General features: G+C 69.6%; 16 protein-coding genes. 10 read left to right on the top strand and 6 right to left on the bottom strand.

All coding sequences use genetic code 11. The features are described 5' to 3' along the window. Window positions 1-102: 102 nt before the first annotated feature. The 3 genes from ON39_RS23700 to ON39_RS23690 form a co-directional block, all read right to left on the bottom strand. Window positions 103-555: an AMP-binding protein gene (locus tag ON39_RS23700; RefSeq protein ID WP_040737661.1), complete on the bottom strand. Its 453-nt coding sequence runs from the start codon at window positions 553-555 to the stop codon at window positions 103-105. Between the two features lie 141 nt (window positions 556-696). Further along, window positions 697-1,815 carry an ABC transporter substrate-binding protein gene (locus ON39_RS23695; protein ID WP_083894650.1) on the bottom strand — a complete coding sequence of 373 codons (1,119 nt, stop codon included), beginning with the start codon at window positions 1,813-1,815 and terminating at the stop codon, window positions 697-699. Window positions 1,816-1,873: 58 nt separating this feature from the next. Beyond that, window positions 1,874-2,680: a VOC family protein gene (locus ON39_RS23690; RefSeq protein WP_040737660.1), complete on the bottom strand. Its 807-nt coding sequence runs from the start codon at window positions 2,678-2,680 to the stop codon at window positions 1,874-1,876. A 281-nt stretch (window positions 2,681-2,961) separates the two neighbouring features. Between ON39_RS23690 and ctaD the strand changes: the two genes are divergently transcribed. Beyond that, window positions 2,962-4,707: an aa3-type cytochrome oxidase subunit I gene (gene ctaD, locus ON39_RS23685; RefSeq protein ID WP_040737659.1), complete on the top strand. Its 1,746-nt coding sequence runs from the start codon at window positions 2,962-2,964 to the stop codon at window positions 4,705-4,707. A 120-nt stretch (window positions 4,708-4,827) separates the two neighbouring features. Next, window positions 4,828-6,048, top strand: coding sequence for a phosphoserine phosphatase SerB (gene serB / locus ON39_RS23680; protein ID WP_040737658.1), 1,221 nt, complete (start codon window positions 4,828-4,830; stop codon window positions 6,046-6,048). On the opposite strand, the gene ON39_RS23675 is transcribed toward serB, so the two are convergent. After that, window positions 6,042-6,257, bottom strand: a complete 216-nt coding sequence (locus ON39_RS23675; RefSeq protein WP_146251156.1) for a hypothetical protein — start codon at window positions 6,255-6,257, stop codon at window positions 6,042-6,044. The two genes, serB and ON39_RS23675, sit on opposite strands and share 7 nt — an antisense overlap. A 1-nt stretch (window position 6,258) precedes the next feature. Next, a complete protein-coding gene (locus tag ON39_RS48960; protein WP_157195507.1) occupies window positions 6,259-6,429 on the bottom strand; it encodes a hypothetical protein in 171 nt (56 codons plus the stop codon). 201 nt (window positions 6,430-6,630) lie between these two features. Here ON39_RS48960 and ON39_RS23670 point away from each other — a divergent pair, with 201 nt between their 5' ends. From ON39_RS23670 to ON39_RS23640, 8 genes are all read left to right on the top strand, one after another. After that, window positions 6,631-7,077, top strand: a complete 447-nt coding sequence (locus tag ON39_RS23670) for a protease inhibitor I42 family protein (RefSeq protein WP_083894649.1) — start codon at window positions 6,631-6,633, stop codon at window positions 7,075-7,077. Next, entirely contained in the window at window positions 7,077-7,874 is a 798-nt protein-coding gene (locus ON39_RS23665) for an aminoacyl-tRNA hydrolase (RefSeq protein ID WP_040737656.1), read from the top strand. The genes ON39_RS23670 and ON39_RS23665 overlap by 1 nt, the downstream gene beginning before the upstream one ends. 221 nt (window positions 7,875-8,095) lie before the next feature. Next, on the top strand, window positions 8,096-8,263 hold the full coding sequence (locus ON39_RS48955) for a transmembrane 9 family protein (RefSeq protein ID WP_146251155.1): 168 nt from the start codon (window positions 8,096-8,098) through the stop codon (window positions 8,261-8,263). Between the two features lie 62 nt (window positions 8,264-8,325). Beyond that, on the top strand, window positions 8,326-9,159 hold the full coding sequence (locus tag ON39_RS23660; protein ID WP_040737655.1) for an ABC transporter ATP-binding protein: 834 nt from the start codon (window positions 8,326-8,328) through the stop codon (window positions 9,157-9,159). Between the two features lie 109 nt (window positions 9,160-9,268). Further along, a complete protein-coding gene (locus ON39_RS23655; protein WP_246002956.1) occupies window positions 9,269-10,039 on the top strand; it encodes an NUDIX hydrolase in 771 nt (256 codons plus the stop codon). 34 nt (window positions 10,040-10,073) lie between these two features. Next, complete coding sequence (locus ON39_RS23650) at window positions 10,074-10,850, top strand: enoyl-CoA hydratase-related protein (protein ID WP_040737653.1); 777 nt, start codon at window positions 10,074-10,076, stop codon at window positions 10,848-10,850. A 168-nt stretch (window positions 10,851-11,018) separates the two neighbouring features. Next, entirely contained in the window at window positions 11,019-12,038 is a 1,020-nt protein-coding gene (locus ON39_RS23645) for a class I SAM-dependent methyltransferase (protein ID WP_051186960.1), read from the top strand. 3 nt (window positions 12,039-12,041) lie between these two features. Next, window positions 12,042-13,220, top strand: coding sequence for a THUMP-like domain-containing protein (locus ON39_RS23640; protein WP_040737652.1), 1,179 nt, complete (start codon window positions 12,042-12,044; stop codon window positions 13,218-13,220). On the opposite strand, the gene ON39_RS23635 is transcribed toward ON39_RS23640, so the two are convergent. Continuing rightward, on the bottom strand, window positions 13,201-13,746 hold the full coding sequence (locus ON39_RS23635; RefSeq protein ID WP_040737651.1) for a DUF1697 domain-containing protein: 546 nt from the start codon (window positions 13,744-13,746) through the stop codon (window positions 13,201-13,203). The two genes, ON39_RS23640 and ON39_RS23635, sit on opposite strands and share 20 nt — an antisense overlap. Window positions 13,747-13,798: the final 52 nt, after the last annotated feature.

The following is a 13,798-nucleotide window of genomic DNA, read 5'->3' as shown; positions in this document are numbered from 1 at the left end:
CTCGCGACAAGATTCATTCTGAACCGATGACGTGTGCACCGATGGAGATTGCTCAGCAAACGTGCGACGGCGCGCCCGAACGTCGTCGGACGCGCCGCCGGATCAGGCCGACCGGGGCAGCTGCTCGAGTTCGGTGAGGGGCGCGTCCGAGCCGGCGAGGTAGCGCTGCAAGGTCGAACGGTCGTCCAGCACCAGCCAGGAGATGGCGTCGCTGAGCTCGCCGCGCCGGGCCTTGACGGTCACGCCGAACGCGGTGCCGCCCAGGAACGTTTCGGCTGCCGCGGGCACCGGCGTGGCGCCGAGCTTGACGATGGCGCGCTCGGCGACGACGGACTCGATCTCGTCGGAGATGGCGATGGCGACGCGCGAGTCGGCGTCGGCGCCGATCCCGAGCAGCAGCCTGGCCAGCCGGTTGGACCAGCGATCGAGCTCGCCGTAGGTGAGCACGCAGTCGGCGGTGGACGCCACGACCGCGTGCGGATCGACCTCGGCGACGGGCCGCGCGAGGGGCAGCCGGCGGAGGTTGTCGGCGAGCGATTCGGTCGTCGTGTGCATGGTGGTCGTCCCTCGTAGTCGCGGTGATGAGGCGTTGCGTACCTCTAAATCTCGGCTACGAGCGGGCCTTTCGACAGCAACCCAAGCGCTGGTGGTGGTACCTCCCAGGGTGCGGAAAACCTCACCCAAGGGGGAGCGGGCTCAATCGGTGACGAAGCCGTTGAGCGTGCCGGTGAGATCGGCGAGCAGCGCGCGGGCGGCGGTGAGGCCGTTGCCGTGCCAGACGGTGTCGTCCACGGCGAAGACGCGTTTGTCGGTCGCGGCGCCGAGCGCTTTCCATTCCTCGCCGCGCATCACCGACTCGCCGTGCCGCTTGCCCTCCTCGCCCGCGAGGATCACGTAGATGAGGTCGCCCTCCACCTTGGTGGCGAACTGGTCGGGGGTGACGTCGAAGGACGGGCCGCGCTGGGCGGTGGGCCGCTGCACGCCCGCGTCGCCGACCACCTGACCGGCGAAGCTGTTGTCGCCCTGCACCTGGTCGGTGTCGGCGGTGAATCGGATGATCGAGGCCTGGGTCTGGTGGGCGGCGACCGCGTTGCCGGCGTCGGCGGCCGCGGTGCGGTAGTCGTCGAGCGCGGCGTCCGCGGCCGCGCGGCGGCCCAAACCCGCTGCGAGCGCGGTGAACTCGGCCTGCCAGCTGTTGTTAGCGCCGACCAGCACGGTCGGCGCGATGGCCCGCAGCGTGTCGAAACTCGCTGTGGCGGTGGGGATATCGCCGAGGATGAGGTCGGGGTGCAGGTCGGCGATGAGCGCCGGGTCGGGCTGTGCGGCCGTGCCGACGCCGGGGATCTTCAGCACTCCGGTGCCGAGGTAGGCGGGCTGCGGGTTCGGCCCCTCCATGGTGACCGCGCCGACGACGCGCTCCCACAGGCCGACCGCGCACACCGCGTCCAGGGCCGAGGTGGTGAGCACGACGATGCGCTGCGGGTCGGCGGGCACCTCGGAGACGCCGGCCGCGTGGGTGACCGAACGGGTCTTGCCCGCGGCCGGATCGGGCGCGCTGGGCAGTGCGCACGCCTTGCTGGTGTCGCGCTCCAGCCCGACGACGCCCGCCCCCGCGATATTCGTGGTGGTGCGCACGATGCTGCTCGCGTCGTCGGCCTTGCCGCCGCAGCCCGCCGCGACGACGGTCGCGCACAACGCCGCGACGGCGACGGTCCGGCGCCGCGCCACGCCGGCGGTGCCGGATCGCGGTGCAGCGGTGCCGGATCGGGGTGAAGCTGTGCGGTTTCGGATGCGAACGAAGGCGCTCAGCGGCATGCGGGTGAGGGTACATGCGTGCCCGGCGCCGAAGCGGGAGAGGTCAGCGCCCGCGTGGTCAGGCCTTGTCGCCGCCGAGGCTGAACCGGGCGCCGGTGACGTCGGCAACCGTTGCCAGGCGGCCGAATTGGCTGTCCTCCGGAGGATTCAGCACCGAGCCGCCCAGCTCGACCACCCTCGCGACGGCCTTGTCCACATCGTCGGCGCCGAAATAGACGCCCCAGCTGTCGGGCGCGCCGTCGGGCAGGAAGGCGGAGGCGTCGAGGACGCCGCCGAGCATGGGGCTCTGCGCATGAATAGTGCTGTAGCGGAAGCCCGGTGCGTCGGAGACAGAGAAGACGTCCTGCCAGCCGAAGACGTCGCGGTAGAAGGCGAGCGCGGCGTCGTAGGCGCGGGTGTGCAGCTCGAACCAGGCGGGTGTGCCGTGACTGTCGCCCCAGCGTCCGCCGGTGACCAGCGCGACGGTCTCGAAGCCGCCGAAGACGCCCGCCTGCCACACACCGAGGCCCGCCCCGCCCGCGTCGCCGATGACGGCCATGGCGCCGATATCGCCGACCGGCATCGGCGGCACGAGCACCGTCCCGCCCTGCGCGACCGTCTTGTCCGCGGTGGCCTGGAGGTCGTCGCTCGCGAGATAGACGGTCCACTGCTCGGATGCGTCGGTGTCACCCTCGTTGTGCCCCATGGCCCCCGCCACCGCGAGGCCGTTCTTGCGGAAGGTGACGTAGCCGCCGAGCTCCTCGGGGGCGCGCTCGGCGGTCCAGCCGAACAGCTCGCCGTAGAAGGCGATGCTGCGGTCGACGTCGGAGGTGTAGAGCTCCACCCAGCAGGGATCGCCGGGCTTGGGCTGGTTCTGTTCGGTCATGGCTGTCTCCTGGACACTGGATGCAAGACTGGTCACCGATACAGACGTCGGCCAGACACGAAACTCATCGCTGCCGTCGAGCCGGCCGGACCGCCGAAACGCCATGCCGTCGGTCTAGCCCGACCAACGAAATACGACACAGAGTAGGACCCGTGCGGATCGCTGCGGCAGCACGGTTTACGATTCCAGAAGCGCAAGCGAACTGTCGTCTGTCCCGACATGGGCACGGATGCGAGCAGCGGAGCCTGCGGAGCGACCTAAAGGCACCTTCAGGAGGATCAGTGACTGCGGTAGAGCCTCAGCCAGTCCAGCAGTTGGAAGCGACTCGGCCGTATCCGGCACGAACCGGGCCGAAGGGTTCTTTTCTCTACAAGATGGTCACCACCACCGACCCCAAGGTGCTCGGGGTGATGTACCTGGTGACCGCGACCAGCTTCTTCATGATCGGCGGACTGATGGCGCTGCTGATGCGCGCCGAGCTGGCGCGCCCCGGCCTGCAGTTCCTCTCGCCCGAGCAGTTCAACCAGCTGTTCACCATGCACGGCACGATCATGCTGCTGTTCTACGCGACCGCGATCGTGTTCGGCTTCGCCAACATCGTGCTCCCGCTGCAGATCGGCGCTCCCGACGTCGCCTTCCCGCGCCTGAACGCGTTCAGCTACTGGCTGTACCTGTTCGGCGCCTCGATGGCGACCGCGGGCTTCATCACCCCCGGCGGCGCCGCCGACTTCGGCTGGACCGCCTACACCCCGCTGACCGACATCCTGCACTCGCCCGGCGTCGGCGCCGACCTGTGGATCCTCGGCCTCGCAGTCTCCGGTCTCGGCACCATCCTCGGCGGCGTCAACATGCTGACCACCGTCGTCTGCCTGCGCGCTCCCGGCATGACCATGTTCCGGATGCCCATCTTCACCTGGAACATCGCCGTCACCAGCGTGCTCGTCCTGCTCGCCTTCCCGCTGCTCACCGCCGCGCTGTTCGGCCTGGCCTACGACCGGCACCTCGGCGGCCACATCTACGACCCGGCGACCGGCGGCGTCCTGCTCTACCAGCACCTGTTCTGGTTCTTCGGGCACCCCGAGGTGTACATCATCGCGCTGCCGTTCTTCGGCATCGTCTCCGAAATTTTCCCGGTGTTCTCGCGCAAGCCGATCTTCGGCTACACCACGCTGGTGTACGCGACGCTCGGCATCGCCGCGCTGTCGATCGCGGTGTGGGCGCACCACATGTACGCCACCGGCGCCGTTCTGCTGCCGTACTTCTCGTTCATGACCTTCCTCATCGCGGTGCCGACCGGCGTGAAGTTCTTCAACTGGATCGGCACCATGTGGCGCGGCCAGTTGACCTTCGAGACGCCGATGCTGTGGTCGCTCGGCTTCCTGGTGACCTTCCTCTTCGGTGGTCTGTCCGGCGTCATCCTGGCCAGCCCGCCGCTGGACTTCCACGTCACCGACTCGTATTTCGTTGTGGCGCACTTCCATTACGTGCTGTTCGGCACCATCGTGTTCGCCACCTTCGCCGGCATCTACTTCTGGTTCCCGAAGATCACCGGCCGGATGATGGACGAGCGCTTCGGCAAGTGGCACTTCTGGGCGACCTTCGTCGGCTTCCACACCACCTTCCTGGTGCAGCACTGGCTGGGCGCCGAGGGCATGCCGCGTCGCTACGCCGACTACCTGCCCAGCGACGGCTTCACCACGCTGAACACCATCTCGACCATCGGCGCGTTCATCCTCGGCGCCTCGATGCTGCCGTTCGTCTGGAACGTCTTCAAGAGCTTCCGGTACGGCGAGGTCGTCACGGTGGACGATCCGTGGGGCTACGGCAACTCGCTGGAGTGGGCGACCACCTGCCCGCCGCCGCGGCACAACTTCTACGAGCTGCCGCGCATCCGCTCCGAGCGGCCGGCCTTCGAGCTGCACTACCCGCACATGGTCGACCGGATGCGCGCCGAGGCGCACGTCGGCTGGGGTTCGGGTAAGCACGCCACCGACGTTCACGAAGGCGCCGTGGCGGCGACCAAGTAGGAACAAGAGACAACGACGAGTGTGCACCTGCTGGTCACGGCGGGTGCACACTCGTTTGTGCAGTACCGACAGCGACGTGACAACGAGGTCAAGCGCAACTTCTAGCCTGGAGTACTTCAGTTGGCCGACACCACCGTTCTCGTCACCGTCACCGGACCCGACCGCCCCGGCGTGACGTCCGTGCTGCTCGCGGCCATGTCGCGGCACCATGTGAGCCTGCTCGACGTCGAGCAGGTCGTCATCCGCGGCCGGCTGACCCTCGGCGTGCTGGTCACCTGTCCGGGCGACGCCGAGTCGCTGCAGGAAGAGCTCGAAGAGGCGATGAACACCGTCGGCATGCACGTCGACGTGGAGGTCGACGCCGCCATCGGCAGGCAGCCGATGTCCACCCACGCGGTGGTCATCCTCGGCGCGCCGGTGACCGCGCACGCGTTCAGCGCGGTGTCGCGGCAGCTGGCCGCGCTCGGCGCGAATATCGACACCATTCGCGGAATCGCCGACTATCCGGTCACCGGGATGGAGCTGCTGGTCACCGCGACCGACACCGGCGCCGACACCGACTCCCGGCTGCGTACGGCGCTGGCCGAGGTCGCGGTGGCCGAACGGGTCGACGTGGCGGTGGAGCGGGCCGGACTGGCCCGGCGGGCCAAGCGCCTCATCGTCTTCGACGTCGACTCGACGCTGATCCAGGGCGAGGTGATCGAGATGCTCGCCGCGCACGCGGGCGTCGAGGACGAGGTCCGCAAGGTCACCGAGGCGGCCATGCGCGGCGAGATCGACTTCGGCGAGTCGCTGCGGCAGCGGGTCGCGACGCTCGACGGACTGGACGAGTCGGTGATCGAGGAGGTGGCCGAGCGGATCGAGCTGACCCCCGGTGCGCGCACCACCATTCGCACCCTGCGGCGGCTCGGCTTCCGCTGCGGCGTGGTGTCCGGGGGATTCCGTCAGGTCATCGAGCCGCTGGCGCACGAGCTCGAGCTGGACTTCGTCCAGGCCAATACGTTGGAGATCAAGGACGGCAAGCTGACCGGCCGGGTCGTCGGCGAGATCGTCGACCGCGCCGCCAAGGCGACCGCTCTGCGCAAGTTCGCGGCCGAGGCCGGGGTGCCGATGGAGCAGACCGTCGCGGTGGGCGACGGCGCCAACGACATCGACATGCTCAACGCGGCCGGCTTGGGCGTCGCCTTCAACGCCAAGCCCGCCCTGCGCGAGATCGCGGACGCCGCCCTGTCGCACCCCTTCCTGGACGCGGTGCTCTACGTCCTCGGCGTCACCCGGCACGAGGTGGAGGCGGCCGACGCCCGCGACGGACTACTCCGCCGCGTGCCCCTCGATCAGTGACCCGTCGGCCACGGATTGTCCGGCCAGGGCAGCGTCCACGGTTTCGGTAGGTATTCCAGCGACTCCAAATAATGGCGGAACGCGTGCTCGTTCCAGTCGTCGCCTGCGGTGGCGGCCTGGTCCGCCAGTTCGGCGACGCGGCCCATCCAGCGGTTGTAGTCCGCGGACATCGCTTCTTGTACGTCCCGGATGCTCATGGCGGCAGTCATGTCAGGCTCCCAACCGCTCATCGAGTTTGCCGAGTTCATGGCGGCCGTCCTCGATTTGCGTGCGACGGAAGACAAGGCCGCTCTCGTACTGTTCGACGAGTAGCCGATCGTGTTCCACCCGCGAGTGAAGTGTGATGCGGGCGAACTGATCACGTTCGCGACTGTCGTCCATGTGCAGAACCCCTTTCGCCGATGACCTTTGCCGGGCCGATGCTACTAGGCGGGGGCGACAGCTCGACTGCCAATTTTTCGAGGCCGAGCACGAGGCCGATCGACACGCTGCCACGGCATGTCCGGTGCCACCGATCCGGTCCCTCGTGCGACGTCGGTAGGCTGACGCGGACCAGATCGTCGGCGTGAATCGGAGGGTGCGTTGCGGAAATCTCTGCTTGTGCTGCTGCTCGGATTGGCGGTCGCCGGGTGCGGCGACAACGGCTCGTCGAACGGGAAGACCAGCTCCTCGGCCGCGCCCACCTCGGGTCAGGATCCGGCCCCGGTGACGGCGACCGAGGCCGACGACGGACAGGAACGCCGGGTCGCCGTCGGGCAGACCCTCGTGGTGACGCTGCCCGCGAACCCGTCGACCGGATATATGTGGCAGATCGCCGGGCTGGACACGAATCTGCTTCAGGCGCAAGGCGATCCGGGTTTCAAGCCGGACCCGAACGTGCCGGTCGCGCCCGGCTCCGGCGGCGGTTCGGTCTGGACCTTCGTCGGTAAGGCCCCGGGTATCACCACGCTCTCCATGGACTATCTGCGGCCGTGGGAGCAGGGTATCGAACCCGCGCAAAAGTTTTCGTTGACGATCAAGGTGGAGTGATGTCGAGCATCCCGGACAGCGGTGCCGAAGTCCGGGACGCCATGGCGAGCCCGGCCGAATTCGATGTGGCGGGGTTCCGCGCCAGGCACGCGGAGCTCGCGCGCGGCTACGGCGGCGCGGGCGACCCCGACGATCCGGCCCTGGTGCAGGCCATGCAGATCGTGTTGCACCTGCCCAAGGTCGACCCGCCGCCGCGCAGCGCGCTGCTCGCTGCGGCGGCGACCGCGTCGGTCGCGCTGTGCCTGGACGAGCGGGTCGGCCCGGAAGGCGAATGGGCGCAGCGCTATCTGGCCTGGAAGCGCTCGCGCATCCGCAAGGTGACCCGGCGGGCCCGCGGCGCCCAGTGGCGCGCGGCGAACGAGGTGGACGGCGTCACGGTCGAGGTCGACGGCGCGCAGGCCCGCGCGCTCGTGCCGGGACCGGTCGGTGACGTCGATGCCCGGATCAAGCGCCTGCAGATCGGCGGCACTGACCTAGACCACGACGATCCGGGGCCGCCGGACCCGGAACTGCCGGTGCTCTGGGTGAATTCGGCACTGGGCATGACGCTGGGCAAGGCCGCCGCACAGGTCGGCCACGCCAGCATGTTGCTGGCGGGCGCGCTGAGCGAGCGGGACGCCCTGCGTTGGGCGGAGCGGGAATTTTGTTGCTCCGTAAGGGAAGCCGATGCGCGACAATGGAGGGCGTTGGCTGATGAGGTCGCGCGCGGCACGGCGGTGGCGGTGCGCGACGCCGGGTTCACCGAGGTGGCGCCCGGCTCGATGACGGTGATCGCGGTGCCCGCTCGATCGTCGTGAGGGTGCGCCGGGCAGCGCTCGCCGGCGCTGCGCGAGCGCGGACGCCCGAGGCCGTATCACCGGAAAAACGCCTGCGTGGAATGCGCGTTGCGCGGGTGCGATCGGGGTATGCCTTTTGAGCAACTTCACCGAGGACGTTGTGCCCTACCCTCGCCGGACTCCGCAGGCGGAAGCTCGTTGTATCGGCATCGTGTCCTTGCCGACCGAAGGAAGGACCAGCTATGACGACGCTGCTGGTGATTCTCGCCCTCTGGGTGCTCCTGTCGGTTCCCTTGGCCCTCATCGTGGCCCGGCTCCTACACAAGTCCGACGATGAGGACCATCATCATCCGGACCAACCCGACGACCAGCGGCTTCGCGATCTCTTCGCGCTGGACCGCCGCCGCTGAACGCCGGCGACACGCTTTTCGCACCCGCCCGCGTTGGCGAGCAGGCGGGCGGGTGGGCCAAGATGGACCGCGTGCCGCAACCGGATCCCGATCTGCTCATCGACTTCACCGACGTCACCGTTCGCCGCTCGGGCCACACGCTCGTCGGCCCGGTCACCTGGCAGGTCGAGCTCGACGAACGCTGGGTCGTGCTCGGCCCCAACGGCGCGGGCAAGACCTCCCTGCTCCGCATGGCCGCCGCCGAGATGCACCCGACCTCGGGCGTCGCCCACCTGCTCGGTGAGGTGCTCGGCAAGGTCGACATCAGCGAGCTGCGCCCGCGGATCGGCCTGTCCTCCGCCGCGGTGGCGGGCCGGGTGCCGCGCGATGAGAAGGTCAGCGATCTGGTGGTGTCGGCGGGCTACGCGGTGCTCGGTCGCTGGCGCGAGCGGTACGACGACGTCGACACCGACCGCGCCGTCGACATGCTGGAAAGCCTGGGGGCGGAACATCTTTCGGATCGCACCTACGGCACCCTCTCGGAGGGCGAGCGCAAACGGGTGATGATCGCCCGCGCGCTGATGACCGACCCCGAACTGCTGCTGCTCGACGAACCGGCCGCGGGCCTGGACCTCGGCGGCCGCGAGGAACTGGTGGAACGGCTCGGCGATCTCGCCGCCGACCCGGACTCGCCCGCCATCGTCCTGGTCACCCATCACGTCGAGGAGATTCCGCCCGGCTTCACCCACGGCCTGCTGCTCAACGAGGGGGAGGTCGTCGCGCAGGGTCTGCTCACCGACGTGCTGACCTCGGAGAACCTCAGCGACGCCTTCCGTCAGGCCATCGCGCTCGACAAGGTCGACGGCCGCTACTTCGCCCGCCGCGCCCGCCGGGCCGGAAAGCACCGCACCCGCTGACCCGCCGCCCCGCGGACGCCTACCAAGCGCGCGTTAGGGTGCAGGGGTGAGTGAGATAAACGCGCAGCCTGACTCTCAGCCCCGGGCGCCCAAGGACGCGTCGACGGTGATGCTGGTGCGCGACGGCGCCGCAGGCCCAGAAATCTTCCTGCAGCGCCGGGTCGGCGCGATGGCGTTCGCGGCGGGGATGACCGTATTCCCCGGCGGCGGCGTCGATCCCGCCGACGGCACCGCCGACATCGAGTGGGCCGGGCCCGAACCCGCCTGGTGGGCAGAGCGTTTCGACGTCACCGAGCCGAGGGCCAAGGCGCTGGTCTGCGCCGCCGTGCGCGAGACGTTCGAGGAATGCGGTGTGCTGCTGGCCGGTCCGACCGCCGACAGCGTCGTGTGCGACACCGCGGGCTACCGCGAGGCGCGCGGCAAGCTGGAGCGGCGCGAGCTGTCGCTGGCCGGGTTCCTCGCCGCCGAGCGGCTCGTGCTGCGCGCGGATCTGCTTCGGCCCTGGGCGAATTGGATCACCCCGGTGGTCGAGCCGCGCCGCTACGACACCCGGTTCTTCGTCGCCGTGCTGCCCGAGGGGCAGGCGGCCGACGGCGCCACCTCCGAGGCGGCGGAGGTCCAGTGGCGCACGCCCGCCGAGGCGCTGGACCGGTGGCGGGCGGGCACCGACATCCTGCTGCCGCCCACCTGGGCGCAGCTGCGGGCGCTCAGCGAATTCGCTTCCACCGCCGAGATTCTCGCCGCCGACGTGGTGATCGAGCCGATCATGCCGGTCCTCGACGACGTCGCCGGGCAGCAGAAGCTGAGCTTCCCGGACGGTCAGCGCTACTTCGCCGATCTGCCGGATGCGAGCAGGCTCAAGGGATCCGTCCGCCGGTGAGGCGCCGGTCCGTGACCCGGTAGCGTGAGGCCCCATGGCCGAATTCGTGACCCTGGATCTGCTCGAGGGCGATGCCGCGCGCCGCGTCGCCGTCCTGCGGATCGCCCGCCCGCCGATGAACCTGCTGAACGCGCAGCTGGTGCGGGAGCTGGCGGAGGCGGCCGAGACGGTCGCCGAGGACCCGACGGTCGCGGCGGTCATGCTCTACGGCGACGAGCGGGTCTTCTCGGCGGGCGACGACCTGACCGAACTGGCCGCTTTGAGCCGCGACCAGGCCGGCGCGATGGCGAGCGATCTGCAGCGCCATCTCGGCTGCCTCGCCCGGCTGCCGCAGCCGACGGTCGCCGCGATCACCGGCTACTGCCTCGGCGGCGGGCTCGAGCTCGCGCTCGGCGCGGACCGGCGGATCATCGGCGACAACGTCAAGCTCGGTCTGCCGCAGATCAAGGCCGGACTCATCCCGCTCGCCGGGATTCGACGGCTGTCCCTGCTGATCGGTCCGGGACCGGCCAAGGATCTCGTCTACAGCGGTCGCTTCGTGGAGGCCGAGGAGGCTCACGCGCTAGGACTCGTCGACGAGGTCGTCGCGCCCGACGACGTCTACACCTCGGCGTTGAGCTGGGCGCGGCGGTACGTCGACGGCCCGGCGCGGGCACTCGCCGCGGCGAAGGCCGTGTTCGAGGCGGGGCCGCACGGACTGGATCGCGCGCAGACCGAATGGTCAGGTTTGTTCGCCACCGAGGACCGCCGGATCGGCACCGAGTCCTACCTCGCCGACGGGCCCGGTTCGGCGGCTTTCGTCGGTCGCTGAGCGGTGTCCGACCCGATCTTCCCGGCGCCGTGTGCGAGGTGCTGAGCAGCGGATTGTCGAAGACGACCAGATAGGAACACGTTCCTATTTGGCCGTCGGTCCAGTGGCGGCCGCAAACCGAGGGTCGACGGCGCGGCGGATCGGAGTGTTTATGTAAGGTTGGCCTCCATGACGGTACGTCCCGACGACCCCGCGCCTAACCCGCACGCCACCGAGGCGGAGGTCGAAGCAGCTCGCAAGGATACGAAGCTCGCCCAGGTGCTCTATCACGACTGGGAAGCCGAGACCTACGACGACAAATGGTCGATCTCCTACGACGAACGCTGCATCGACTACGCCCGCGGCCGGTTCGACGCGGCCGTCGGCCCCGCCCCGCTGCCGTACGAGCGCGCGCTCGAACTCGGCTGCGGCACCGGCTTCTTCCTGCTGAACCTGATGCAGGGCGGCGTCGCCAAGTCCGGCTCCGTCACCGACCTGTCGCCGGGCATGGTGAAGGTCGCGCTGCGCAACGCGGAGAACCTCGGCCTCGACGTCGACGGCCGGGTCGCCGACGCGGAGACCATCCCGTACGAGGACGACACCTTCGATCTCGTGTGCGGCCACGCGGTGCTGCACCACATCCCGGACGTCGAGCTCGCGCTCAAGGAGTGCCTGCGCGTGCTCAAGCCGGGCGGGCGCTTCGTCTTCGCGGGCGAGCCGACCACCGCGGGCAACTTCTACGCGCGCTGGCTCGGCCGGATCACCTGGAAGGCCACCACGACCGTCACCAAGCTGCCGCAGCTGTCCGGGTGGCGGCGTCCGCAGACCGAGCTCGACGAGTCCTCGCGGGCCGCGGCGCTCGAGGCGGTCGTCGACCTGCACACGTTCGACCCGTCCGAGCTGGAGCGGATGGCGACCTCGGCAGGCGCCGTCGACGTGAAGGCCAGCACCGAGGAGTTCGCCGCCGCCCTGTGGGGCTGGCCGGTGCGGACCTTCGAGGCCGCCGTGCCGGATGAGAAGCTCACCATGGGCTACCGGATGGCCATGTACAAGGCGTGGCTGCGGCTGAGCTGGCTGGACGAGAACGTCATGCGCCGGGTGGTGCCGCGGCAGTTCTTCTACAACGCGATGATCACCGGCGTGAAGCCCAGGGGGATGGAAGCCGGCGGAGCCGGCGGGGCGGGTGAACTCAGCGCCTCCGCCAAGTAAGTAGTGGGCTACGGCTTCAGCCGGGCGGATGTGTCCTTCCTCGGCAGTCCGGCGGGCGCTGCCGCGCTGACCGAGGTGGACCGGCTGGAGCTGACCCAGGCGACGCACCTGCGCGATCTGGAGCGGGTGCGGCGCACACACGGTGACCGGGCGGCGGCGCTCGTCGAAACGGTGCGCCTGCGGCGCAAGGCGGGCGCGAAGCTCGCCGACGCGGGGAACTGGTTGTTCACCGACGACGCCCTGCAGCAGGCGACCCCGACGCTGGTCGCCCGGCGGCGGGCCGCCCGGTTGGCCGGGCGGGCCGTGCACGACGTGACGTGCTCGATCGGCGCGGAACTGGCCGAGCTGTCCCAGGTGTGCCCCGCGGTCATCGGCAGCGACCTGGATGACGCGCGGCTGTCGATGGCCGCGCACAATCTCGCCGGGCGCCGAAATGTATTGCTGGCCAAGGCGGATGCCCTCGTGTCGGTCAGCACGGGCACCGTCGTCGTCGCCGATCCGGCGCGGCGTGCGGACGGTAAACGCACCCACGACCCGGCCAAGCTCCAGCCGCCGCTGCCCGACCTGCTGGCCGCCTACCCCGGCCGCGATATCGCCGTGAAGTGCGCTCCCGGACTGGATTTCGACCGACTGGACTGGCCGGGCGAGGTCGAGGTCGTCTCCCTCGACGGCGCGGTGCGCGAGGCGTGCCTGTGGTCGGCGGGTCTGGCCGATCCGGCGGTCACCCGTCGCGCGTCGGTAATATCTTCGGCCGGAACGTCTTTCACCCTCACCGACGCCGAGCCCGACGAGATTCCGGAGCGGGCCCCGGGTGACTGGATCATCGATCCCGACGGCGCGGTCGTCCGCGCCGGATTGGTCCGGCATTACGCCGCGAAACACGGTCTGTGGCAATTGGATCCGCGTATCGCCTATCTGACGGGCGACACCGTCCCGCCGGGAACCCGCGGTTTCCGCGTGGTGGATCGACTCGACTACCGCGAGAAGACCCTGCGCGCCGAGCTCCGCCGCCACGACTGCGGGCCGCTGGAGATCCTGGTTCGCGGCGTCGACGTCGATCCCGACAAACTCCGCCGCACCCTCAAACCGCAAGGGACGCAGCCGTTCACCCTGGTGATCACGCGAATCGGCCGCACGCCGACGGCGTTCCTCTGCACCGCCGTCAGACCTCCATCTTCTTGACCACGCGCTGCACCGTGAGCCAGGTGCGGGTGGTGATGTCCTTGCCGTAGGTCTGCTCGAGCCAGCTCATGAAGTCGGGGGTCTTGCCGGGCTCGCTGTTGTCGATGACGGCGAGGAAGGCGGCGCAGGCCTTGTCGAAGCCGACGACCCGGGTGAGCGGGTCGGGCTGGCCGGGCAGCTTGGGCGGCTTCGTCGTGCGGTTCTTGAGGAAGGTCGCGACGAGGTAGGTCCCGCGGCCGTGGGTGAGGCCGGGGAACGGGTCGGTGTCGAGCAGGGCGCGCAACTCGTCGTGGCTGCGGATGATCGTGCCGCCCGCGATGCCGAGTTCGGCGTTGAGCGCCTGCTGAATCCGCTCCTCCAGCTCGCCGACGTCGGTCTCCTCGCTGCGGAAGACGATATTGCCGCTGGCGAGCACCGAGGCGACCTTCTCGAAGCCGAGCCCCTCGAACACGCCGCGCAGCTTCTCGTTGCTCATGTTCGGATTGCTGGGCGCGATTCCCCGCAACAGTGCGGCATAGCGATTCATAGCCGCAGAACCTACCGAAGCGGCCCGACAGCCGCCGCGATTCGAGGCGGCG

The organism is Nocardia tenerifensis NBRC 101015 (assembly GCF_000308715.1).
Lineage (GTDB): Bacteria > Actinomycetota > Actinomycetes > Mycobacteriales > Mycobacteriaceae > Nocardia > Nocardia tenerifensis.
The sequence above is the reverse complement of the archived record's forward strand: the minus strand, read 5'-3'. Positions and strand labels throughout refer to the sequence as shown.